A 21,220-nucleotide genomic window follows, 5' to 3' on the forward strand; every position below is an offset into this window, starting at 1 on the left:
GCACGGGCACGGGCACGGGCATCATCACGACCACGCTCATGCCGCGCACCGGCATGGCGACCATGCGCACGCGCACCAAGATGGGCACGACCACGACCACGATCACGCGCACGGTCACGGCCATCACCACCCGCACGATCACCACGGGCATGCGCACGCCCATGCCGCGCCTGCGCCGACGCACAGCCACGACCGCCACGCGCACGCCGATCACAACCTGCGCTCGGCCTACATGCACGTGCTGGCCGACGCGCTGACCTCGGTGATGGCGATCGTCGCCCTGTTGCTGGCCAAGTACCTGGGCTGGACCTGGACCGATGCGTTGATGGGCATCGTCGGCGCCATCGTCATCGCCCGCTGGTCGCTGGCGCTTCTGCGCGACACCGGCGCGGTGCTGCTCGACGCCTCGGCGCCGGCCGCGCTGCAGGCGCAGATCCGCGACCGCCTGCAGCAGGACGACGAGCGCATCGCCGACCTGCACGTGTGGCGGGTCGGCCCCGGCCAGCACGCGGCGATCGTGTCGCTGGTGACGCACAAGCCGCGGCCGGCGGCGTTCTACCACGCCCGCCTGCAGGGCGTGGCCACGCTGGGCCACGTCAGCATCGAAGTGCAGACCTGCCCCAACTGAGCGGAAAGGCCGCCGCGCACCGACCCGGCGCGCGGCGGCGGGGCGGCCGGCTCAGCGGTCGCCGACCACGTCCACGTCCTTGTCCGGGACGTAGCGGAAGGTGCCGGCGGCGAAGGCCGGATTGCGCTTCCAGTCGCTGAAGCTGATGTCGGTGCGCTGGCCGACCGGATCGACCACTTCCATGCGCGCCAGGCCGTTGCGGTCGAAGCCGAGCTTGGCCATCTGGAAGCTGGCCTCGGTGTCCACCTTCGGGGTCATGGTCAGCCACTGCAGCCCGTCGCGGGCCACGGCCTCCTCGCTGACGTCGTACTGGCGGTCGAGCCGGCCCGGATCGATCAGCGCGGTCAGCGGGCTGTTCTGTTCCTCGCTGCCCTGTGCGCGCACCGTGGCCTGCTTCAGGTCCGGGTCGTAGACCCAGACCTTGCTGCCGTCGGCGACGATCAGTTGGGTATACGGCTTGCGGTACTCCCAGCGGAACAGGCGCGGCGCCGATAGCGCGACGCGGCCGCTGGAGCTTTCCTTCAGCGTGCCCTTGCCGTCGTAGACCTTCTGCGCGAACTGGCCGTCCAGGCCCTTCAGCCCGCGGGTGAAGGCGGTGAGGTCCTCGCGGGCGCCGGCGAAGGCGGAGCCGGCCAGCAGCGCGGTGGCGAGGACGGTGTAGCGGAGTGTGCGAAGCATGCGGATGGGTTTCCGGATGGAGTGTGGGAAGTGTGACGCGCCGCGCCTGAATAGGCGATCAGAGGATGGCCGGCCGCGCCAGGTCTACGGCCCGGTCTGCATCCGGCTGAGGTCGCCGTACAGGATCTGGCCGCGGAAGCCGCGCCGCACCTGCTGGTACAGCTCGCGGAAGGCGGCGTAGTCCTGCGGCTGACACAGCGCCGCCGGGCCGTGGATCGCGCGGCGGTGCAGCGTATGCGTGGCGGTCACGGTCTGCCCGTCGCGCACCCAGGTCGCGGCGTACTCGCCGGCGGCGTTGCGGAAATGCGTGTCGGCCGGAATCGCGATGATCGGCACGCTGTCCGGGAAGGTGAGCCGGTAGGTCTCGCTGCGCGCGTTGTCGTTGCAGTAGAACGGGGTCAGGTTGCGCTCGGCCGAGGCGGTGCTGTAGACCCCGCGCACCGAATCGGCGCCGGGCATCAACGGCAGGCTCATGCCGCCGACCACGCCGAAGTCGACGTAGTCGTGGGCCTGGAAGCGGTAGGCGTAGCCGAACGGCCGGCTCAGGTCCTGCGGCGTGCCCTGCAGCAGCAACTCGCCGCTGCCGTCGAAGCCGGACGCGGCGACGATCGATTCCTCGATGCGGGTGCGGTTCTGCGCATTGAGCTGCACGAACATCGTGCGCAGGCCGACCTCGCCGACATCGCCGCTGTCCAGCCGGGTGATGCCGCTGACGCCGCCATCGGCGGCGAAACGGTAGTCGGTCTCGGCCAGGTAGCGGTTGCGCTTGGCGTCGTCCGGCGGCGTGCGCGCCACGGTGCCGTCGGCCGTGTGCAGCACCGGCGCGCCCAGATCGCCGGCAGGCAACTGGCCGAAACGCGCGTATGGGCTGGTCGAATCCACGTACAGCTTGAACTCGGGCAGATAGGTGATGGCGTGGTTGAAGCGTCCCAGCACCGGCACCTCCGGCAGGGTCGGCCCGCCCTGCGCGCCGATCAGCACCGGCGTACTGGCGATGCCCTTGGCCGCCAGCAGCGCTTCCAGCACCACGGTGTGGTCCTTGCAGTCGCCGTAGTGGTTGTCGAGGATGCTGTCGGCGCTGTTCGGCTGCAGCCCACCATTGCCCAAGTACACCGCCACGTAGCGGATGTTGCGCGCCACCCACTCGTACAGCGCCGCGGCCTGCGCGCGGCGATCGACGATGCCGGCGGTGATCTGCTCGGCGCGGGCGCGCACCTTGGGCGTGACCTGCGCGGCGGCGGCGCTGCTGTGCTGGTAGGCCTGGGCCATCTGCGACCAGCGGCGGAAGCTGCTGGCCATGATGGTCGGGCTGAACTCCCAGGTGGCCGCCGACCAGTTCTGGCTCTTCATCGGCTCGCGGCGGCTGTAGCGCCACTCCCAGCGGGCCTGTTCGCCGTCGATCGTCGGCGTATCGCTGCCCTGCACGCCGCGCGTGTACAGGTGCATCTGCAGGCGCCGCGGCGCCACCAGGGTCACCGTGGCGTCGTCGTACTGCGAGAACACGCTGAAGGTCTCCCACAGGCTGAAATAGCCCGGGAAGTACGGCACGTTCTGGGTGCGACGCACCCGGTACACCAGACGCGCGCCGGGCATCAGGTTGGGGAACACCACCACCTTGACCTTGCGGTCGGCGTACATCGCCGCCGTCGCGCTGGAATAGCTCTCCTGGGTATAGATCTTGTCGGCCGGCACGTCGTGGCGCAGCCCATCCGGGGTCAGCGTGTAGGCGGCCAGCACCTCCAGCGTCTCCAGCTTCTCGCTGTAGCCCAGCCGCACCTGGCTGAACTGGTCGACGCCGGCCTTGGTCTTGAGCAGCAGCTCGTATTCGTCGGTCTCGACGCTGGTGGCGTCCTCGCGCACCTCGTAGTCGGCGCGGTAGCGCACGTAGCTGTAGTTGTTGCTGACCACGGGGGCAGTCGCCGCGCCCGCGGTCTGGTCGGCATTGGAATGCGCGGCCGGCGCCGGTTGCGCGCCGGCGAGGCCGGACAGCGCCAGCAGCGCCGCGCCGAACAGCCAGCGCGCGGCGCGCGCAGGCCTCCGGTCAGGCAGACGCCGGCCACGGCCGGCGGACGGCGCGGTGCGCGTCACTTCGGCGGCGGCGGCGCCAGCACGCTGCGGTCGCCGTTGTGTTCGGGCGGGCTGACCACGCCGGCGGCTTCCATCGCCTCGATCAGCCGCGCGGCGCGGTTGTAGCCGATCTTCAGCCGCCGCTGCACGCCGGAGATCGAGGCGCGGCGGGTCTCGGTGACGATGCGCAGTGCCTCGTCGTACAGCGGATCGGATTCGTCGCCGCCACCGCCGCCGGCTTCCGGCAGGCCGGTGGCGCCGATCACGGTGCCGTCGCCCATGGTCTGCACTTCGTCGAGCACGCCCTCGATGTAGTCGGCCGGACCGCTGGCCTTGAGGTGCTCGACCACCCGGTGCACTTCCTCGTCGCTGACGAAGGCGCCGTGCACGCGGTCCGGCATCGCCGTGCCCGGCGGCAGGTACAGCATGTCGCCATGGCCCAGCAGGGTCTCGGCGCCGGACTGGTCGAGGATGGTGCGCGAGTCGATCTTGGAACTGACCTGGAAGGCGATGCGGGTCGGGATATTGGCCTTGATCAGGCCGGTGATCACGTCCACCGACGGGCGCTGGGTGGCCAGGATCAGGTGGATGCCGGCGGCGCGGGCCTTCTGCGCCAGACGCGCGATCAGCTCTTCGACCTTCTTGCCGACGATCATCATCATGTCGGCGAATTCGTCGATGAAGATGACGATGAACGGCAGCGTGTCCAGCGGCCGCGGCGCCTCGGCCAGGTCCGGGTTGGGCTTGAACAGCGGGTCCATCAGCGGCTGCCCGGCGTCCTGCGCGTCCTTGACCTTCTTGTTGAAGCCGGCCAGGTTGCGCACGCCGACCGCGCTCATCAGCTTGTAGCGGCGCTCCATTTCCGCCACGCACCAGCGCAGGCCGTTGGCGGCCTCCTTCATGTCGGTGACCACCGGCGCCAGCAGATGCGGGATGCCCTGGTAGACGCTCAGTTCGAGCATCTTCGGGTCGATCATCAGCATCCGCAGGTCCTTGGCCGAGGCCTTGTACAGCAGGCTCAGCACCATGGCGTTGACCGCCACCGACTTGCCCGAGCCGGTGGTACCGGCGACCAGCAGGTGCGGCATGCGCGCCAGGTCGGCCACGGTCGGGCGCCCGGCAATGTCCTTGCCCAGGGCCAGGGTCAGCGGGCTGGCCGACTTGTCGTATTCCTTGGAGCGCAGCAACTCGCTGAGATAGATCATCTCGCGGCTGACGTTGGGGATCTCCAGGCCGATCACCGACTTGCCCGGGATCACGTCCACCACGCGCACCGACTTCACCGACAGGCCGCGGGCGATGTCCTTGTCCAGCGAACTGATCTGGCTGACCTTGATGCCCGGCGCCGGTTCGATCTCGAAACGGGTGATGACCGGGCCCGGATAAGCGCCGACCACCTGCGCCTCGATGCGGAAATCCTTCAGCTTGAACTCGATCTGCCGCGACAGGGTTTCCAGGGTCTCCTCGGAATAGCCCTTGGCCTGCGGCTTGGGGTCGTCCAGCAGGGCCAGCGGCGGCACCCCGGACGGGTCGCTGCCGGTGCCGTGGAACAGCGGGATCTGCTGCTCGCGCTTGGCGCGCTCGCTCTTCTCCACCACCGGCGCCGGCGGCGGCTCGATCTTGACCGGCTCGCGCTTGGCGCGCTGCACCGCGTCGACCTTGCGCACTTCCTCGCGTTCCTCGCGCATGGCGCGGGTCTGCTGCCATTCGTTGGCCTGCTGGGTGCCGCGCCGGGCCAGCGCCGGCAGGGTCATCACCGCCTTGCCGATGCGCTCCATCACCGCGAACCAGGACAGCCCGGTGGCCAGGGTCACCGACACCAGCAACAGCACCAGCACGAACAGGTTGGCGCCGAGCGCGCCGAACCCGGCGCCCAGCGAATTGCCGACCAGCTTGCCGAGGATGCCACCGGCCCCGGCCACGTCGCCGGCGAACAGGCGCAGGTGCAGCAGCCCGGTGGCGGCGATCAGGAAACCGACGATGCCGACCAGGCGCAGCGCCGGGCCTAGGTCGGCCTCGCCATCGCCGTCCTGGTCCATGCCGAACAGCGCGATCCAGGAGATCGCGCCGATCACCACCGGCAGCAGGAAGGCCACGTAGCCGAACAGTTGCAGCAGCACGTCGGCGATCCAGGCGCCGAACTTGCCGCCCATGTTGTGCACCGGCGCGACCACGCTGCCGGTATGCGACCAGCCCGGATCGGTCGCCGAGTACGTGGCCAGGCTGGCCAGCAGGTACAGCAGCAGCGGCGCGATCGCGATCAGCGCCAGATCGCGCCACAGCTTCTGCCGGCGTGGGTTGGGCGCGGCGCCCTGCTTGCGTGCCGCCGCATTGGCGCCCTGGGATTTGCCGCGTTCCGGAACCTGCTTCGCCACGCTATGACCAGACCTTAGAAATGCATCGTTAGTGATTGATAATAAACGACTCGCCCTTGCATTTCAGCAGGCGGTACCTGAATCGTCCGGACTTGCGCAGGCCGATGCTGGCAGCGCCCGATCGAGGCGGGCAACGACGCGCGAAACGCGAAGTCTGTCGCCGCGGGCCGCAGCGTTTCCGCCACGCGGCTTGATTCGTTCCAGGCCGGCCGCCACTCTATGCGCCTTCGCCGGAACCCGCGCAATGCCGCGTTTCCGCCGCCATTTCACCCTGTTCGCGAGTATACATGAGCCCCTCTGCCGCCAATTCCGCCAAGCATTCCCGCCTGCTGATCCTGGGTTCCGGCCCGGCCGGCTGGACCGCCGCGGTCTACGCCGCGCGCGCCAACCTCAAGCCGGTGGTGATCACCGGCCTGCAGCAGGGCGGCCAGCTGATGACCACCACCGAGGTCGACAACTGGCCCGGCGACCCGCACGGCCTGATGGGCCCGGACCTGATGGCGCGCATGCAGGCGCATGCCGAGCGCTTCGAGACCGAAGTGATCTTCGATCACATCCACACCGCCGACCTGTCGCAGCGCCCGTTCCGGCTCAGCGGCGACAGCGGCGACTACACCTGCGACGCGCTGATCATCGCCACCGGCGCCACCGCCAAGTACCTGGGCATTGCCTCGGAAGAGGCGTTCAAGGGCCGCGGCGTGTCCGCCTGCGCCACCTGCGACGGCTTCTTCTACAAGGACCAGGACGTGGTCGTGGTCGGCGGCGGCAACACCGCCGTGGAAGAGGCGCTGTACCTGTCCAACATCGCCCGCAAGGTCTATCTGGTGCACCGCCGCGACACCCTGCGCGCGGAAAAGATCATGCAGGACAAGCTGTTCGCCAAGGTCGCCGCCGGCAAGATCGAGACCGTCTGGCATCACCAGGTGGACGAGGTGCTGGGCAACGAGGCCGGCGTCACCGGCGTGCGGGTCAAGTCGGTGCAGGACGGCAGCACCCGCGACCTGGAGGCGCACGGCTTCTTCGTCGCCATCGGCCATCACCCGAACACCCAGCTGTTCGACGGCCAACTGGCGATGCACAACGGCTACCTGGAGATCCGCTCCGGCCTCGGCGGCGCCGCCACCGAGACCTCGGTGCCGGGCGTGTTCGCCGCTGGCGACGTCGCCGACCAGCACTACCGCCAGGCGATCACCTCGGCCGGCTTCGGCTGCATGGCCGCGCTGGACGCCGAGCGCTATCTGGACAAGGGTGCCTGAGTCGATGACGAACCGCGCCGGCCGCTGCATGGCTCTGGCGGCCGCCAGCGTGCTGCTTGCGGCCGGGCTGGCGCGCGCGGAACCCACAGCCGCGCCGCCGTTGCGGTACGGCATGGTGGAAACGGCCCACATGACGCTGTGCATGCCGCTGGAGCAGGCCGATGTGCTGAGCGCGCAGTTCGCTTCGTTGTTGCTGTCTGGGGGCACCGCGATGGATGCGCGCAGCGCGGAACTGGGGCGCGCGATCAACAAGCGGCTACGCGAGGAAAGCGCCGGCACCCTGGCAAGCGCTGCGGCCGGGGATGCGCAGTCGCGCGCATACCTGGTGAGCATGCTCAGCGACTGCCTGCTCGCCGGGATCGACGTCATTCCTTCACGTCGCGAGCAAGCCCTGGCTTGGCTGCGGGAGGACGCCGCGCATGGCGACCCCGACGCCTCCGACACGCTGGCGGTGCTCGCCGCTTTGGGCACCATCCCCGGCGGCGAGGCGCAGGTGCAGCGCCTGCTGGCCGCGCGAGCCGAAGCCCCGCCGCCATTCCCTGACGCGACGCTGACACTGGCAACGGCTTCGCCGCAGGCGCGAGCGGCGGCGCTACAGCACATGACCCTGGCCTCGGCGCTGCTGCGTCGGACGATGCGCACGTTTTCCACCGAATTGAGAATGAGCACGTCCGACAAGGACGACACCCTGCACGTGACCTATCGTCCCTGCCCCGGCCTGCTGGAGCAGCGCGATCCTCCTCGCGCCGCCGTGTCGGAGCCTGCGCCTGGCATCGTGCGCTTGCGCGCACGCCTGGCCGAGTTGCCGAGAGCAGGCCTGGACTGCGCCGAGCCGGCGGTCGCCGCGATCGCCCTGCCGCTCTCCTACCAGGCTCCCTCGCTCGTCACGCAGCCTTATTGATGACGACCATCCGCTGGCTGGACCGGCTCGACGCGGTGCCCCCGATGGAGTGGGACGCTTTGCATGACGGCGGCAACCCATTTGTTGCTCATGCTTTCCTGGCCGGCCTGGAACGCCATGGCTGCCTGCGCCCGGACTGGGGCTGGACGCCGCTGCACCTCACGCTGTGGGACGGCGACGTCCTGATCGCCGCCGCGCCGGGCTACGTGAAGACCAACTCGCATGGCGAATTCGTGTTCGACCATGCCTGGGCGCACGCCTACGCGCGCTACGGCCAGGACTATTTCCCCAAGTGGCTGTGCGCGGTGCCGTACTCGCCGGTGACCGGGCCGCGGCTGCTGGCGCGCGACCTGGCCGCGCAGCGGGAACTGCTCGCGGCCATGCAGGCGCTGACCGAGCGCGCCGGCCTGTCCTCGGCCCACGTCAATTTCCACCGCGCCGACGAGGACGCCGCGTTCGGCACCGACTGGCTGGAACGCAACGACGTGCAGTACCAGTGGCACAACGACGCCGACTGGACCGGGTTCGACGATTACCTGGGCGCGATGGACCACAAGCACCGCAAGAACATCCGCCAGGAGCGGGCCAAGGTGCAGCGCGCCGGCATCGACTTCCGCGTGCTGCACGGCGACGAGGCCAGCGCCGCCGACCTGCAGGCGATGTACGGCTTCTATCTGCGCACCTTCGACGACTACGGCAATTCGCCGGCGCTGACCCTGAACTTCTTTTCGCATCTTGCGCGCACGATGCCGCGCAACCTGCTGATCTTCCTGGCCATGCATGACGGCGCGCCGGTGGCCGGGGCGTTCTGCTTGCGCGGCGGCGACACCTTGTACGGCCGCTACTGGGGCGGCGAGCCCCTGCCCGGCCTGCATTTCGAGACCTGCTACTACCAGGGCATCGAGTACTGCCTGCGCGAGGGCCTGACCCGCTTCGAGCCGGGCGCGCAGGGCCAGCACAAGATCGCCCGCGGCTTCCTGCCGCGGCTGGTACGCAGCCGCCACTGGATCGCCGACCCGGGCTTCCGCGTGCCGTTGGCCGAGTGGTGCGCGCAGGAGCGCGCCGAGGTGCGCCAGCACGCGGCGGCGCTGCAGCGCCACTCGCCGTTCCGCCACGACGCCTGAGGCATCGGCTACGCTGACGGCGATGCGTCGTCTCCCTGTCCTGCTCGCGGCCGATCCCGCCGCCCCGTTCCCGCCGCCGTCCAGCGCCCTGCGCGAGCCGGACGGCCTGCTCGCGGTCGGCGGCGACCTGTCGCCGACGCGCCTGCTCGCGGCCTACGCCCAGGGCATCTTCCCCTGGTACTCCGACGGCGAGCCGATCCTGTGGTGGAGTCCGGACCCACGCGCCGTGTTCCGCAGCGACGGCGTACGCCTGTCCTCGCGCTTCCGCCGCAGCCTGCGCCGCTGTCCGTGGACCGTGCGCGCCGACACCGCCTTCGCCCAGGTCATCGATGCCTGCGCGCAACTCCCCCGCCGCGGCCAGGACGGCACCTGGATCACCGCGCCGATGCGCGCCGCCTACCTGGCCCTGCACCAGGCCGGCCACGCGCATTCGGTGGAAGTGTTCGACGGCGACGAGCTGGTCGGCGGCATCTATGGGGTGGCGCGCGGGCGCATGTTCTTCGGCGAAAGCATGTTCAGTGCGCGCAGCGGCGGCTCCAAGGTCGCACTGGCGGCACTGGCGCGGCGCCTGCACGGCTGGGGCTGGCCGCTGACCGACGCGCAGGTGGAGAACGACCACCTGCTCAGCCTGGGCGCCGAGCGCTGGCCGCGTGCGCGGTTCCTGGACACCATCGCGCCGCTGGTGGCGGCGACTGCCGAGACCGCGCCGTGGACGCTGCGCTTCGGCACCCTGGCGGCCGCGGAACTGGCCCAGGGCTGAGCGGGATTAACGCAAACTTTGCATGGCGCGGCCCAGGCGAGTAAAATCCTCGCTCTTCAGGCCTTTGGCCGTTCCGAATCGCACAGGATTACATGTCGAAAGACGACTCCATCGAATTCGAAGGCACCGTCAGCGAGACGTTGCCCAATACCACGTTCCGGGTCAAGCTGGAAAACGGGCACGAAATCATCGCCCACATCTCCGGCCGCATGCGCAAGAACTACATCCGCATCCTGACCGGTGACCGGGTGAAGGTCGAAATGACCCCGTACGACCTGACCAAGGGTCGCATCACCTACCGCATGAAGTAATCCGCCACGGGCGGACATGAAGAAGGCGGCCACTGGCCGCCTTTCGCGTCTGCAACGATGGAACCACGGTGACCTCGCCAGGCGGCTGCAGCCTCTGCAGCCGCCTTTCGTCGTGCCTGTCGGCCCGGCCTCAGTCCACCGTCGCCGGCAGCAGGCGCTCCGGCTCGGCCTGGGTATCGACCACCAGCTCGCCGTCGCGCACGTCGATGGTGACGCGGCCGCCGTTGACCAGCTTGCCGAACAGCAGTTCGTCGGCCAGCGGGCGCTTGACCTTGTCCTGGATCACCCGCGCCATCGGCCGCGCACCCATCAGCGGGTCGAAGCCGTGCTGGGCCAGCCAGTCGCGCGCGGTCGGGGTCGCCGACAGCGACACGTGCTTCTCCTGCAGCAGCATCTCCAGCTCGATCACGAACTTGTCGACCACGCGCAGGATGTGGCTGAAGGCCAGCGGCTGGAACTGCACCACCGCGTCCAGGCGGTTGCGGAACTCGGGAGTGAAGCTGCGGCGGATGATCTCCATCGCATCGGTGGAGTGGTCCTGCTGGGTGAAGCCGATCGAGCGCCGCGAGGCCTGGGTGGCACCGGCATTGGTGGTCATCACCAGGATCACGTTCTTGAAGTTGGCCTCGCGCCCGTTAGTGTCGGTGAGCACGCCGCGGTCCATGACCTGCAACAGGATGTTGAAGATGTCCGGGTGCGCCTTCTCCACCTCGTCCAGCAGCAGCACGCAGTGCGGGGTCTTGACGATCTTCTCGGTCAACAGGCCGCCCTGGTCGAAGCCGACGTAGCCCGGGGGCGCACCGATCAGGCGACTGATCGAATGCGGCTCCATATACTCGGACATGTCGAAGCGCACCAACTCGATGCCCAGTTGCAGCGCCAGCTGCTTGGTGACCTCGGTCTTGCCCACGCCGGTGGGGCCGGCGAACAGGAAGTTGCCGATCGGCTTTTCCGGATTGGCCAGACCCGAGCGCGCCAGCTTGATCGACGAGGCCAGCGTCTCGATCGCCGGATCCTGGCCGAAGATCACCATCTTCAGGTTGCGCTCCAGGTGCTGCAGCACGTCCTTGTCGGTGGCGCTGACCTGCTTGGCCGGGATCCGCGCCATCTTGGCGACGATGGTCTCGATCTCCTCGATGTCGATCAGTTCCTTGCGCTGGCCTTCCGGCAGCAGCCGCTGGCGCGCGCCGGCCTCGTCGATCACGTCGATCGCCTTGTCCGGCAGCAACCGGTCGCCGATGTGCTTGACCGACAGGTCCACCGCCGCCTGCAGCGCATCGTCGGCGTAGGTCACGCCGTGGTGCGCCTCGTACTTGGGCTTGAGGCCCTGCAGGATCTCGAAGGTCTCGCCCACGGTCGGCTCGACGATGTCGATCTTCTGGAAGCGCCGCGCCAGAGCGCGGTCCTTCTCGAAGATGCCGCGGTATTCCTGGAACGTGGTCGAGCCGATGCAGCGCAGCTCGCCCGAGGACAGCGCCGGCTTGATCAGGTTGGACGCGTCCATGGTGCCGCCGGAGGCGGAGCCGGCGCCGATGATGGTGTGGATCTCGTCGATGAACAGCACCGCGTTGGGCACCTTCTTCAGCGAGGTCAGCACGCCCTTCAGGCGCTTCTCGAAGTCGCCGCGGTACTTGGTGCCGGCAACCAGCGCGCCCAGGTCGAGCGAGAAGATCACCGCGTCGGCCAGCACCTCCGGCACCGTGCCCTCGACGATGCGCTTGGCCAGGCCCTCGGCGATGGCGGTCTTGCCGACACCGGCCTCGCCCACGTACAGCGGGTTGTTCTTGCGGCGGCGGCACAGGACCTGGATGGTGCGCTCGATCTCGTCGGCGCGGCCCACCAGCGGGTCGATGCGGCCATTGCGGGCCTGCTCGTTCAGATTGGTGGCGTACTCGGCCAGTGCGTCGCCCTTGGGCTCGCCCTCGCCCGCCTCACCCTTGGGCTCGCCGTCGGACGGCGCGGCGTGCTCGCCGTCCTCACCCATCTTGGCGATGCCATGGGACAGGTAGTTGACGATGTCCAGGCGGGTGATGTCCTGCTGGTTCAGGAAGTACACCGCGTGCGAATCCTTCTCGCCGAAGATCGCCACCAGCACGTTGGCGCCGCTGACTTCCTTCTTGCCCGAGGACTGCACGTGGTAGACCGCCCGCTGCAGCACCCGCTGGAAGCCCAGGGTGGGCTGGGTGTCGCGGCCATCGTCGTCGGCCAGGCGCGCCACCGAGGCTTCGATGGCCTGTTCCAGGTCGCCGCGCAGGCGGTCGACGTCGGCGCCGCAGGCCTTGAGCACGGCCTGGGCGGAGGGATTGTCGAGCAATGCCAACAGCAGGTGCTCCACCGTCATGAACTCATGACGGGCTTCCCGGGCGCGCTTGTAGCACTGGCCGATGGTCTGCTCGAGATCTTTGCTGAACATGGTGTACTCCGACGTCTGTTGCCGACAATATGTGGCTTGAGTTGCGAATTTCCACAACCCTATCGGATCAGTGTGTTCACACCGCGTTAGTCCGGGCAAACCGGTGACCGACGCCTCCCACTATCAGGCTTTTTCCATCGTGCACAACAGGGGATGCTGGTTCATCCGCGAGAACTCGTTCACCTGAGCTACCTTGGATTCAGCCACCTCGCGGGTATAGACCCCGCACACCCCGCGGCCGCGGGTATGCACGTGCAGCATCACCTGGGTGGCGCGCTCCAGGTCCAGGGAGAAGAACTGCTGCAGCACGGTCACCACGAAGTCCATCGGGGTGTAGTCGTCGTTCAGCAGCAGCACCTGATACATGGGCGGGCGGGCGACTTCCGGCTTGCCGGTCTCCACCATGACGCCATGATCGTGCTCGGGGGAATTCTTGCGGGGCATCCGTCCATTATATACGGGGGCCGCCGGCCAGGATTGGACGATCGCCGGCCCTGCCCGCACAATTCCCCTCCTTTCGATGGCGCTCCGCATGCATTCGACGATGTTCCCCAAGCTTCCGCTGCTCGCCGCGCTGCTCGCCGCCGCCCTGCCGGCCGCCGCCGAGACGCCGGATGCGGCGCTGGGCAAGCGCCTGCAGGCGCTGGGCTACGACGTACAGGCGGACGAGGACGGCGACTATCAGGTGCTGTTCGGCCTGCGCGACCACGGGCAGGAGCGCAAGCAGCTCACCTATGTGCGCTCGCCGGTGGAGACCTTCGGCAGCTACCGCATCCGCGAGGTGTGGTCGCCGGCCTACCAGGCACAGGGCGACAGCCTGCCCGCCAAGGTCGCCAACCGGCTGCTGGAGGACGCGCAGTCGGACATCCTCGGCGGCTGGGTGCGCCAGGGCGGCACGGCGGTGTTCGTGGTCAAGATCCCCGCCGATGCCGACGATGCGGCGCTGCGCGAGGCGCTGGAGGCGGCCGCGCGCGGCGCCGACGCGATGGACGCCGAACTGAACGGCGGCAAGGACCTGTTCTGATGACGGCGGCCGCGGAACCCTGGCAGCCGGACGTGACCGTGGCCACGGTGGTGGTGCGCGACGGGCGCCTGCTGCAGGTCGAGGAAGCCATCGCCGGGTCGCTGGTGTTGAACCAGCCGGCCGGCCACCTGGAGCCGGACGAGCGCCTGATCGAGGCCGCGGTGCGCGAGACGCTGGAGGAAACCGGCTGGCAGGTGCAGCCGACCGCGTTCATCGGTGCCTACCAGTGGAAGGCCGACACCGGCCGCCATTACCTGCGCTTCGCCTTCGCCGCCGATCCGGTCGCGCACGATGCGCAGCGGCCATTGGACACCGGCATCGTGCGCGCGCTGTGGATGACCCCGGCCGAACTGGAGGCCGAAGCGCCGCGCTGGCGCAGCCCGCTGGTGTGGCAGGTGGTGGCCGATTTCCTGGCCGGGCGCCGCTACCCGCTGGATCTGCTGCGGCAGGTGGCATGAGCGGCGCAGCGGTCATGGTCGGGGTCTCCGGCGGCGTGGATTCGTCGGTGGCGGCCTGGCAGCTGGTCCAGCAGGGCGCGGCGGTATCCGGCCTGTTCATGCAGAACTGGGCCGACGACGGCAGTGGCGACTGCCGTGCCGACGACGACCGCCGCGATGCGGTGGCGGTGTGCGGGCGACTGGGCATCCCCTTCCATTTCCGCGACTTTTCGCAGGAGTACTGGCAAGGCGTGTTCGCGCACTTCCTGGCCGAATACGCCGCCGGGCGCACGCCCAACCCGGACGTGCTGTGCAACCGCGAGGTCAAGTTCAAGCATTTCCTGGACGCGGCGCGCGAGCTCGGCGCCGAGCGCATCGCCACCGGCCACTATGCGCGGGTGGACAGCCTCGGCGGCCGCTGGCGGCTGCTGCGCGGGCTGGACCGCAACAAGGACCAGAGCTACTTCCTGCACCAGCTGGGCCAGGCGCAACTGGCCGCGACCCTGTTCCCGGTCGGCGAACTGCCCAAGGAACAGGTGCGCCGCATCGCCCGCGAAGCCGGCCTGCCGACCCACGCCAAGAAGGATTCCACCGGCATCTGCTTCATCGGCGAACGCGATTTCCGCGAATTTCTCGGTCGCTACCTGCCGGCGCGGCGCGGCGAGATCCGCGACCCGCACGAGCAGGTCGTGGCCGAGCATCCGGGGGTGTTCTATTTCACCCTGGGTCAGCGCGAGGGCCTGAACATCGGCGGGGTGCGCGGCCGCGCCGCGGCGCCGTGGTACGTGGTCGGCAAGGACGTCGCCCGCAACGTGCTGTACGTCGACCAGGACCGCGACAGCCCCTACCTGATGGCCAACGGGCTGCAGTCCGAGGCCGCCCACTGGATCGCCGGTGCGCCGCCGGCACGGCGCTTCGAGTGCACCGCGCAGACCCGCTACCGCCAGGCCGACGAGCCCTGCACGGTCGAGGTCGGCGACGACGGCACCCTGTCGGTCCGCTTCGCGCGCCCGCAGCGCGCCGTCACCCCCGGGCAGTCGCTGGTGCTGTACCAAGGCGAGGAATGCCTGGGCGGCGCCGTGATCGCCACCACCGATGCCCCGCTGGAGCGCCGCCTGGCGCAGCAGGCCCCCGCCGTACACGAGGACCCCATTCGATGACCGATTCCATGGACGCGCGCATGCTGGCGCTGGCGGGCATGGCCCAGGCCCTGCAGCAGGTGCGGCGCATCGCCGAGACCGGCCAGTCCGAGGCGTCGCTGGTACGCACCCTGCTCGACAGCGTGTTCCGCATCGACGCGCCCAGCCCCGAAGCGGTCTATGGCCGCCGTGCCGACCTGGCGCCGGGCCTGCGCCTGCTGCACAACTACTTCCGCAACCAGGGCCAGGACGAGGTGCTGCCGCGGCTGGCGCTGGCGGTGATCCAGCTGGAACGGCGCTTCGCCGGCGATGCCGAGACCGACGCAAAGGTCGATGCCGGCCTGGCCCGGATCGCGCCGCTGCTGGAGCGCCATGCCGACAGCACCCACCCCGAGGTGATCGCGGCGTTGGGCCAGCTCTACGCCGACACCATCAGCCACCTGCGCCCGCGGGTGATGGTGCAGGGCAACCCGCATTACCTGGGTCAGGCCGGGGTGGTGGCGGAGATCCGCGCGCTGCTGCTGGCGGCGGTGCGTTCGGCGGTGCTGTGGCGGCAGATGGGCGGCAGCCTGTGGGATTTCCTGCTGGCCAAGCGGCGCATGCGCGAGACCGTGGACCGCGCCTTGCGCTGAGTCCCCGGAGGGCCGGCGCCGGGCCGGCAGCGCGCCGCCCGCGGTGGTTCTGCGACGCGGATCGTACGAATGTCGGCAGGTTTCGATGATCCGCGCACCGCGTTGCTAAAGACCCGGGGGGGGCGGCCGATACAGCAATCGTGAATCTGCCGAGAACTTCCATGTACTCACGCCTCCTGATCCGTCTGGCCGCCCCGCTCGCCCTGACGCTGCTGTTCCCCATCGCCGCCGGCTTCGATTGGCCGGCCCCGGTCCGTTGGGCCATCCTCACCACCATGACGCTGAGCTGGCTCGGTTTCGCCGGCTGGACCGCGTACAGCCAGAGCCGGCGCTCGCCGGAGCAGGCCAAGGTCATGCGCGAGCAGGACCACCTGCTGACCGAGCTGCGCAGCTTCGTCGGCAACGAGATCGAGGGCTCGCGCTCGGAGATCGAACGTGCCCGCGAACTGATCCGCCAGGCGGTCAGCGGCCTGGGTGGCAGCTTCGAGGCGATGAACCGCAAGTCGCGGCAGCAGAGCGTGGCGCTGGCCCGCATCGTCGACCGCGCCGGCGAAGACGGTGGCGCCGGGGTGGACGTGGCCCGCTTCGCCCAGCATGCCAGCCAGCGCATGGAGCAGCTGGTGGAGGCGCTGGAGCAGGTCAGCGGCCAGAGCAGCACCACGGTGCACTACATCGACGACATGTCCCAGCACCTGGACGGCATCTTCGCCCTGCTGGAGGACGTCAAGTCGATCGCCGACCAGACCAACCTGCTGGCGCTGAACGCGGCGATCGAAGCGGCGCGCGCCGGCGAGGCGGGCCGCGGCTTCGCGGTGGTGGCCGACGAGGTGCGCAACCTGTCCGAGCGTTCGACCACCTTCAACGAGCAGATCCGCAAGCTGGCGCACAGCTCCAAGGACGCCATCGCCAAGGTCCGCGAGACGGTCTCGAACATGGCCTCCCGCGACATGGACCGCTCCCGCGAGGCGCGGGCCGAGGCCGCGGCGATGCTGGACAACGTGGCCGCGATCAACCACTCGCTGGGCGACGGCATGCGCGAGATCTCCGAGTGCGGCCGCGCCATCGACAGCAGCGTCGCCGAAGCGGTGCGCGCCCTGCAGTTCGAGGACATCGCCACCCAGGCCCTGGGCGGCGTGCACACCCACCTGGACCGCCTGACCGCGATCAACCGCGAGGCCGTGGCGCTGCAGGAACTGCTGCACCGCAATGGCGGCGTGTTCGACCACGAACTGCTCGACGCCCTGCAGCGGGTCGGCAACCGCCTGCGCGACATGCGCACCGAGTGGGAGCGTCCGCCGCACAAGCCGGTGGCGCAGCAGAGCATGGGTGCCGGCACGGTCGAGTTGTTCTAAGTCCGCCTTGTCGCGCTCCGCGCCATGAACCGACGAGTCCCCGGCCCCTGCCGGGGCTTGTCGTCTCTGCCCTTCCCGTCCGGCCCCGTCGATGTCGATGCATCTCCAGTCCCTGTCCCGAGTTGCGGCCATGTCCTGCGATGACAGCAGCGGCGCGCACGTGCCTGCGTCCGAGCCGGTGGCCGCACCCGGCATCCGGCCGGTGACCGCCCCGCGCCAGCCCGGCCACGCCCTGCGACGGCTGGAGACGCTGGCCCAGGCCGAACTGCGGCAGTTGCTGATCGCACGCGCACCGGCGCAGCAGGACGCGCGCATCGCCGACCCGGTCTGGGCCGGCCTGGCCTGGGACATGGGCCTCAACGGCAGCGCGGTCGCCGCTGCCGGCACGCCGGCGCCGCTGGTGCACTTTCCGCTGTACGACGGCGATTGAGTCGATCGCGGCGGTTGCGTTGGCATCGCGCGGTGCCTGATGTGGCAGCGCGTTCGGGGCGCCGCGCTAGAGAGTCACCCGGCCCCATCTCTCGATTTCGCTTGCTGCAGGAGGCCGGGCAGCCCGTGCATTCTTCGCGGCTGCAGGAGCGGCTTCAGCCGCTAAAGGCGGTACCGAAAATGCTCCTGTCGTGGCTGAAGCCTCTCTTGCGAGGCGACGGCTGGTTTCACTGAACCACGGCGACAAGCAGCGATGCGCGATGCCATTCGGTCGCGAAACGCGAGCGACACATGCCTGGCCGGCCGCCTGCAGTCGGGACTGAAGTCCCTCCCACAACGACTCCGATCAGATTGCGACATCGTTGCTGCAAGGCGCAGTGAGCGGCGAGCAAGGTCATGCCTGGACGCCGTTCCTGCAATGTTGGCCGTGGGGTCGCGGCTGAAGCCGAAACTGCGCACAGCCTGAAATCCCCCCGATCAGCTCGGATTCTCCAGCGAGAACAGGTCCGCCTGCTTGTCATAGGCGAAGTACTCGGCGTAGCGCGCCCAGCTGGTGACCGCCTGGACCGTCTCCGCCGCGTAGGCCTCGGACATGTGGTCTTCCAGTTCGTCGCGGAAGCGGCGCGCCGGCGCGTGATGCGCCGGGCGTTCGTCGAGCACGCGGCGGATGTGCGCGGCCAGCGGCACGTAGGTGGCCAGGTGCTGGGCGAACAGTTGCTTGCGCGCGTCGGTGCCCAGCTCGGCGAAGCGCTGCCCGGCCGGGGTCAGCTGCAGGTCGCCCTGTTCGAACACGGCGAAGCGCAACAGTTGCAGCGTCTCGGCGATCGGGAACAGTTCGTCCACTTCCAGCTGCAGGCCGGCCGCCAGCGGCGGCAGGTCGGCACGGCCGTGGTAGGGCTCGGCCGCCACCGCTTCGATCAGGCCGGCCAGCAGGTTGCTCGACACGCGCGGCAACACCATGGCGATGCCGCTGCCCGGGAACACGCCCTCGCGGGTCTGCGGCCGCTGCGGGCTGGCGGTCATGCGCGCATAGATGTCGTCGACCAGGGCGCGGAACGCCGGCGCCAGGCGATTGCGCGGCTGCGGCAGGGTCACTTCGATCTCGCCGATCACCCGCCCCGGATTGGCGCCGAAGATCACGATGCGGTCGCACATCAGCACCGCTTCTTCGATGTTGTGGGTGACCATCAGGATCGATTCGATCGGCATGCGCCCTTCCGACCACAGGTCGAGCAGGTCGGTACGCAGGGTCTCGGCGGTCAGCACGTCCAGCGCCGAGAACGGCTCGTCCATCAGCAGCAGCTTCGGTCGCACCACCAGCGCCCGCGCCAGGCCCACGCGCTGGCGCATGCCGCCGGACAGTTCCTTCGGGTAGGCGCCCTCGTAGCCGTCCAGGCCGATCAGGTCGATCGCCGCCAGGGCGCGCCGGCGGCGCTCGTCGGCGGCCACGCCACGCGCCTCCAGGCCCACTTCCACGTTCTGCAGCACCGTCAGCCATGGGAACAGGGCGAAGCTCTGGAACACCATGGCGATGTCGTCGGCGACCTGGCCCGGCGCGGCATCGCGGAAGGCGATGCTGCCGGCGCTGGGCTGCAGCAGCCCGGCGATGGCGCGCAGCAGGGTCGACTTGCCCGAGCCGGAACGGCCGAGCAGGCCGACGATCTGCCCCGAATGCAGGGTCAGGTCGACGTCCTCCAGCACCACCAGCGGCGTCGCCCCGCCCTTGTCGTAGGTCTTGCGCACACCCTGCACGCGGACCAGCGGGGCGCGCTCGGGCACGCTTGCGGAATAGCTCATGGTCGGTCTCCAGGAATCAGTCGAAACGCAGGCGGCGTTCGGCGAAGACGTACAGACGTCGCCAGACCGCACGGTTGAAGAGGGTCACGAACAGCGACATCACCGCCACCCCGAGCAGCACCCGCGGGCCGTCGCCGGCGGCGGTGGCGCGGGCGATGTAGGCGCCGAGGCCGTAGGCCTGCACCTGGGTGTGGCCCCAACTGGCCAGCTCGGCCACGATGCTGGCGTTCCAGGAACCGCCCGACGCGGTCAACGCACCGGTGATGTAGTACGGGAAGATGCCGGGCAGGATCACCCGCCGCCACCAGGTCCACGAGCGCAGGTGGTAGATGGTGGCGGCCTCGCGCAGATCGGTGGGAAACGCGCTGGCGCCGGCGATCACGTTGAACAGGATGTACCACTGGGTGCCGAGAATCATCAGCGGCGACAGCCAGATGTTGGGATCGGCGCCGGTGCTGACGATGGCCAGCACCGCGAACGGGAACAGCACGTTGGCCGGGAACGCGGCCAGGAACTGCGCCAGCGGCTGCACCCGCTGCGCCACCTTCGGGCGCAGCCCGATCCACACCCCGATCGGCACCCACACCACGCTGGCCAGGGCGATCAGCACCACCACCCGCAGCAGCGTGGCCAGGCCGCCGCCGAAGGCCTCGGCCAGGTCGTGCAGGCCCAGGTGGCGGCGGCCATAGTCGTAGGCGAACCAGGCCGCGGCCGCGCCGGCCAGCGCCAACGCCGCGCTCCACAGCCGGTCGCCCCACACCCCGCTGCGGCCGGGTGCCTGCGGCGCGGCCTGCAGTTGCGGCTGGCGCCGCGGCGTCCAGCGCACCAGCATGGCGCGCTGCCAGACCCAGGCCAGCGGCGCGACCAGGCGCTTGGCCAGGCGCGTGCGCCGCAGCAGGTCGTACAGCCACGACTGCGGCTTGTCTTGCGAAGCGGTGAGTTCGGCGCGGAACTTGTCCGACCAGGCCACGATCGGGCGGAACAGCAACTGGTCGTACAGCGCGATCAGCACCGCCATCGCCACCACCGCCCAGCCGACCGCGGCGAAGTTGCGCTGCGCGATCGCCAGCGCCAGGTACGAGCCGATGCCGGGCAATTCCAGGGTGTGGTCGCCGACGCTGATCGCCTCGGAAGCGACCACGAAGAACCAGCCGCCGGACATGGACATCATCATGTTCCAGATCAGCGAGGGCGTGGCGTACGGCGCCTCCAGCCGCCAGAAACGCTGCCAGGCGCTGAGCCCGAAACCGCGCGACACCTCGTCCAGGTCGCGCGGCACGTTGCGCAGCGACTGGTAGAACGAGAACGCCATGTTCCAGGCCTGGCTGGTGAAGATGGCGAAGATCGAAGCCAGTTCGGCGCCGATCTGCCGGCCGGGGAACAGGCCCAGGAAGAAGGTCACGGTGAAGGTGAGGAAGCCCAGCACCGGCACCGACTGCAGGATGTCCAGCGCCGGCACGATCACCCGCTCGGCGCGCCGGCTCTTGGCGGCCAGGGTCGCCACCACGAAGGTGAACACCAGCGAGGCGGCCATCGCCGCGAACATGCGCAAGGTGGTGCGCAGGCCGTATTCGGGGAGCTGCCACAGCTCCAGCGACACCGCGGCGGTGCCGGCCGGCGGCAGCGGCGCGCGCATGTCGGATGCGCCGTGCAGCAGCAACGCACCCAGGCCCAGCAGCAGCGCGAACACCGCAAGATCGTGCAGGTTGGGCAGCACGCCGGGGCGTGCGGCGAGCTGTCCGGGCGCGGAGCGGTCGCGGGCGAATGGCAGCATGGGAAGATCCGGCAGGAGCGGCAGCGAACGCCGCAGGAAAAAGGACGCTGGCGCGGGTCGCGAAGCGGACCGCCCAGTGTGACCGGGGAAGATGTACGCCGTGCGTCAGCCGCTGCCGGCCGC

20 protein-coding genes are annotated in these 21,220 nt (G+C 69.6%); 12 read left to right on the plus strand and 8 right to left on the minus strand.

Annotation, left to right across the window (positions count from 1 at the left end):
* Nucleotides 1–214 (minus strand): hypothetical protein (locus tag CEK65_RS21215; protein ID WP_226980600.1); only part of this gene is annotated, 214 nt, incomplete at its 3' end.
* Nucleotides 215–232: 18 nt separating this feature from the next.
* Between CEK65_RS21215 and CEK65_RS15695 the strand changes: the two genes are divergently transcribed.
* Nucleotides 233–628 carry a hypothetical protein gene (locus CEK65_RS15695; RefSeq protein ID WP_343192917.1) on the plus strand — a complete coding sequence of 132 codons (396 nt, stop codon included), beginning with the start codon at nt 233–235 and terminating at the stop codon, nt 626–628.
* A gap of 51 nt (nt 629–679) precedes the next feature.
* Here the strand turns inward: CEK65_RS15695 and lolA are convergent, their stop codons facing one another.
* The 3 genes from lolA to CEK65_RS15710 all read right to left on the minus strand — a co-directional run bounded on the left by lolA (nt 680) and on the right by CEK65_RS15710 (nt 5,748).
* The gene (lolA, locus tag CEK65_RS15700; protein ID WP_017914052.1) at nt 680–1,306 is read right to left on the minus strand and encodes an outer membrane lipoprotein chaperone LolA; all 627 of its coding nucleotides are present in this window, start codon (nt 1,304–1,306) and stop codon (nt 680–682) included.
* 84 nt (nt 1,307–1,390) lie between these two features.
* Nucleotides 1,391–3,190 (minus strand): DUF3857 domain-containing transglutaminase family protein, encoded by a 1,800-nt coding sequence (locus tag CEK65_RS15705; RefSeq protein ID WP_152182289.1) that lies wholly within the window; start codon nt 3,188–3,190, stop codon nt 1,391–1,393.
* 200 nt (nt 3,191–3,390) lie between these two features.
* Nucleotides 3,391–5,748, minus strand: a complete 2,358-nt coding sequence (locus tag CEK65_RS15710) for a DNA translocase FtsK (protein WP_017909556.1) — start codon at nt 5,746–5,748, stop codon at nt 3,391–3,393.
* 287 nt (nt 5,749–6,035) lie between these two features.
* Here CEK65_RS15710 and trxB point away from each other — a divergent pair, with 287 nt between their 5' ends.
* The 5 genes from trxB to infA all read left to right on the plus strand — a co-directional run bounded on the left by trxB (nt 6,036) and on the right by infA (nt 10,100).
* Complete coding sequence (gene trxB, locus CEK65_RS15715; protein ID WP_152182282.1) at nt 6,036–7,004, plus strand: thioredoxin-disulfide reductase; 969 nt, start codon at nt 6,036–6,038, stop codon at nt 7,002–7,004.
* 4 nt (nt 7,005–7,008) lie between these two features.
* Nucleotides 7,009–7,905, plus strand: a complete 897-nt coding sequence (locus tag CEK65_RS15720) for a hypothetical protein (protein ID WP_152182283.1) — start codon at nt 7,009–7,011, stop codon at nt 7,903–7,905.
* Nucleotides 7,902–9,029, plus strand: a complete 1,128-nt coding sequence (locus CEK65_RS15725) for a GNAT family N-acetyltransferase (RefSeq protein ID WP_193314808.1) — start codon at nt 7,902–7,904, stop codon at nt 9,027–9,029. The genes CEK65_RS15720 and CEK65_RS15725 overlap by 4 nt, the downstream gene beginning before the upstream one ends.
* A gap of 22 nt (nt 9,030–9,051) precedes the next feature.
* Nucleotides 9,052–9,789: a leucyl/phenylalanyl-tRNA--protein transferase gene (gene aat / locus CEK65_RS15730; RefSeq protein WP_152182285.1), complete on the plus strand. Its 738-nt coding sequence runs from the start codon at nt 9,052–9,054 to the stop codon at nt 9,787–9,789.
* 92 nt (nt 9,790–9,881) lie between these two features.
* Nucleotides 9,882–10,100 (plus strand): translation initiation factor IF-1, encoded by a 219-nt coding sequence (gene infA, locus CEK65_RS15735; protein ID WP_004425677.1) that lies wholly within the window; start codon nt 9,882–9,884, stop codon nt 10,098–10,100.
* Nucleotides 10,101–10,230: 130 nt separating this feature from the next.
* Here infA and clpA read toward each other — a convergent pair whose 3' ends face one another.
* Together clpA and clpS are read right to left on the minus strand one after the other, a co-directional pair.
* Complete coding sequence (gene clpA / locus CEK65_RS15740) at nt 10,231–12,513, minus strand: ATP-dependent Clp protease ATP-binding subunit ClpA (RefSeq protein WP_017908259.1); 2,283 nt, start codon at nt 12,511–12,513, stop codon at nt 10,231–10,233.
* Between the two features lie 123 nt (nt 12,514–12,636).
* Nucleotides 12,637–12,957 carry an ATP-dependent Clp protease adapter ClpS gene (clpS, locus tag CEK65_RS15745; protein ID WP_010341728.1) on the minus strand — a complete coding sequence of 107 codons (321 nt, stop codon included), beginning with the start codon at nt 12,955–12,957 and terminating at the stop codon, nt 12,637–12,639.
* A 76-nt stretch (nt 12,958–13,033) separates the two neighbouring features.
* Between clpS and CEK65_RS15750 the strand changes: the two genes are divergently transcribed.
* The 6 genes from CEK65_RS15750 to CEK65_RS15775 all read left to right on the plus strand — a co-directional run bounded on the left by CEK65_RS15750 (nt 13,034) and on the right by CEK65_RS15775 (nt 17,527).
* On the plus strand, nt 13,034–13,537 hold the full coding sequence (locus tag CEK65_RS15750; protein ID WP_017908261.1) for a hypothetical protein: 504 nt from the start codon (nt 13,034–13,036) through the stop codon (nt 13,535–13,537).
* A complete protein-coding gene (locus CEK65_RS15755) occupies nt 13,537–13,995 on the plus strand; it encodes an NUDIX hydrolase (protein WP_152182286.1) in 459 nt (152 codons plus the stop codon). The genes CEK65_RS15750 and CEK65_RS15755 overlap by 1 nt, the downstream gene beginning before the upstream one ends.
* Complete coding sequence (gene mnmA / locus CEK65_RS15760) at nt 13,992–15,134, plus strand: tRNA 2-thiouridine(34) synthase MnmA (RefSeq protein WP_152182287.1); 1,143 nt, start codon at nt 13,992–13,994, stop codon at nt 15,132–15,134. The genes CEK65_RS15755 and mnmA overlap by 4 nt, the downstream gene beginning before the upstream one ends.
* Nucleotides 15,131–15,745, plus strand: coding sequence for a high frequency lysogenization protein HflD (gene hflD, locus CEK65_RS15765; RefSeq protein WP_017908264.1), 615 nt, complete (start codon nt 15,131–15,133; stop codon nt 15,743–15,745). The genes mnmA and hflD overlap by 4 nt, the downstream gene beginning before the upstream one ends.
* A gap of 161 nt (nt 15,746–15,906) precedes the next feature.
* Nucleotides 15,907–17,097 carry a methyl-accepting chemotaxis protein gene (locus tag CEK65_RS15770; RefSeq protein ID WP_017908265.1) on the plus strand — a complete coding sequence of 397 codons (1,191 nt, stop codon included), beginning with the start codon at nt 15,907–15,909 and terminating at the stop codon, nt 17,095–17,097.
* Between the two features lie 130 nt (nt 17,098–17,227).
* Entirely contained in the window at nt 17,228–17,527 is a 300-nt protein-coding gene (locus CEK65_RS15775) for a hypothetical protein (protein ID WP_017908266.1), read from the plus strand.
* Nucleotides 17,528–18,003: 476 nt separating this feature from the next.
* Here CEK65_RS15775 and CEK65_RS15780 read toward each other — a convergent pair whose 3' ends face one another.
* Both CEK65_RS15780 and CEK65_RS15785 read right to left on the minus strand, forming a co-directional pair.
* The gene (locus CEK65_RS15780) at nt 18,004–19,323 is read right to left on the minus strand and encodes a nitrate/sulfonate/bicarbonate ABC transporter ATP-binding protein (RefSeq protein WP_010341738.1); all 1,320 of its coding nucleotides are present in this window, start codon (nt 19,321–19,323) and stop codon (nt 18,004–18,006) included.
* Between the two features lie 16 nt (nt 19,324–19,339).
* Nucleotides 19,340–21,097: an ABC transporter permease subunit gene (locus CEK65_RS15785; protein ID WP_148828689.1), complete on the minus strand. Its 1,758-nt coding sequence runs from the start codon at nt 21,095–21,097 to the stop codon at nt 19,340–19,342.
* Nucleotides 21,098–21,220 lie beyond the last annotated feature (123 nt).

Origin of the sequence: Xanthomonas sp. LMG 12459 (genome assembly GCF_009192905.1) — a bacterium.
In the GTDB taxonomy this organism is placed as follows: domain Bacteria; phylum Pseudomonadota; class Gammaproteobacteria; order Xanthomonadales; family Xanthomonadaceae; genus Xanthomonas_A; species Xanthomonas_A sontii.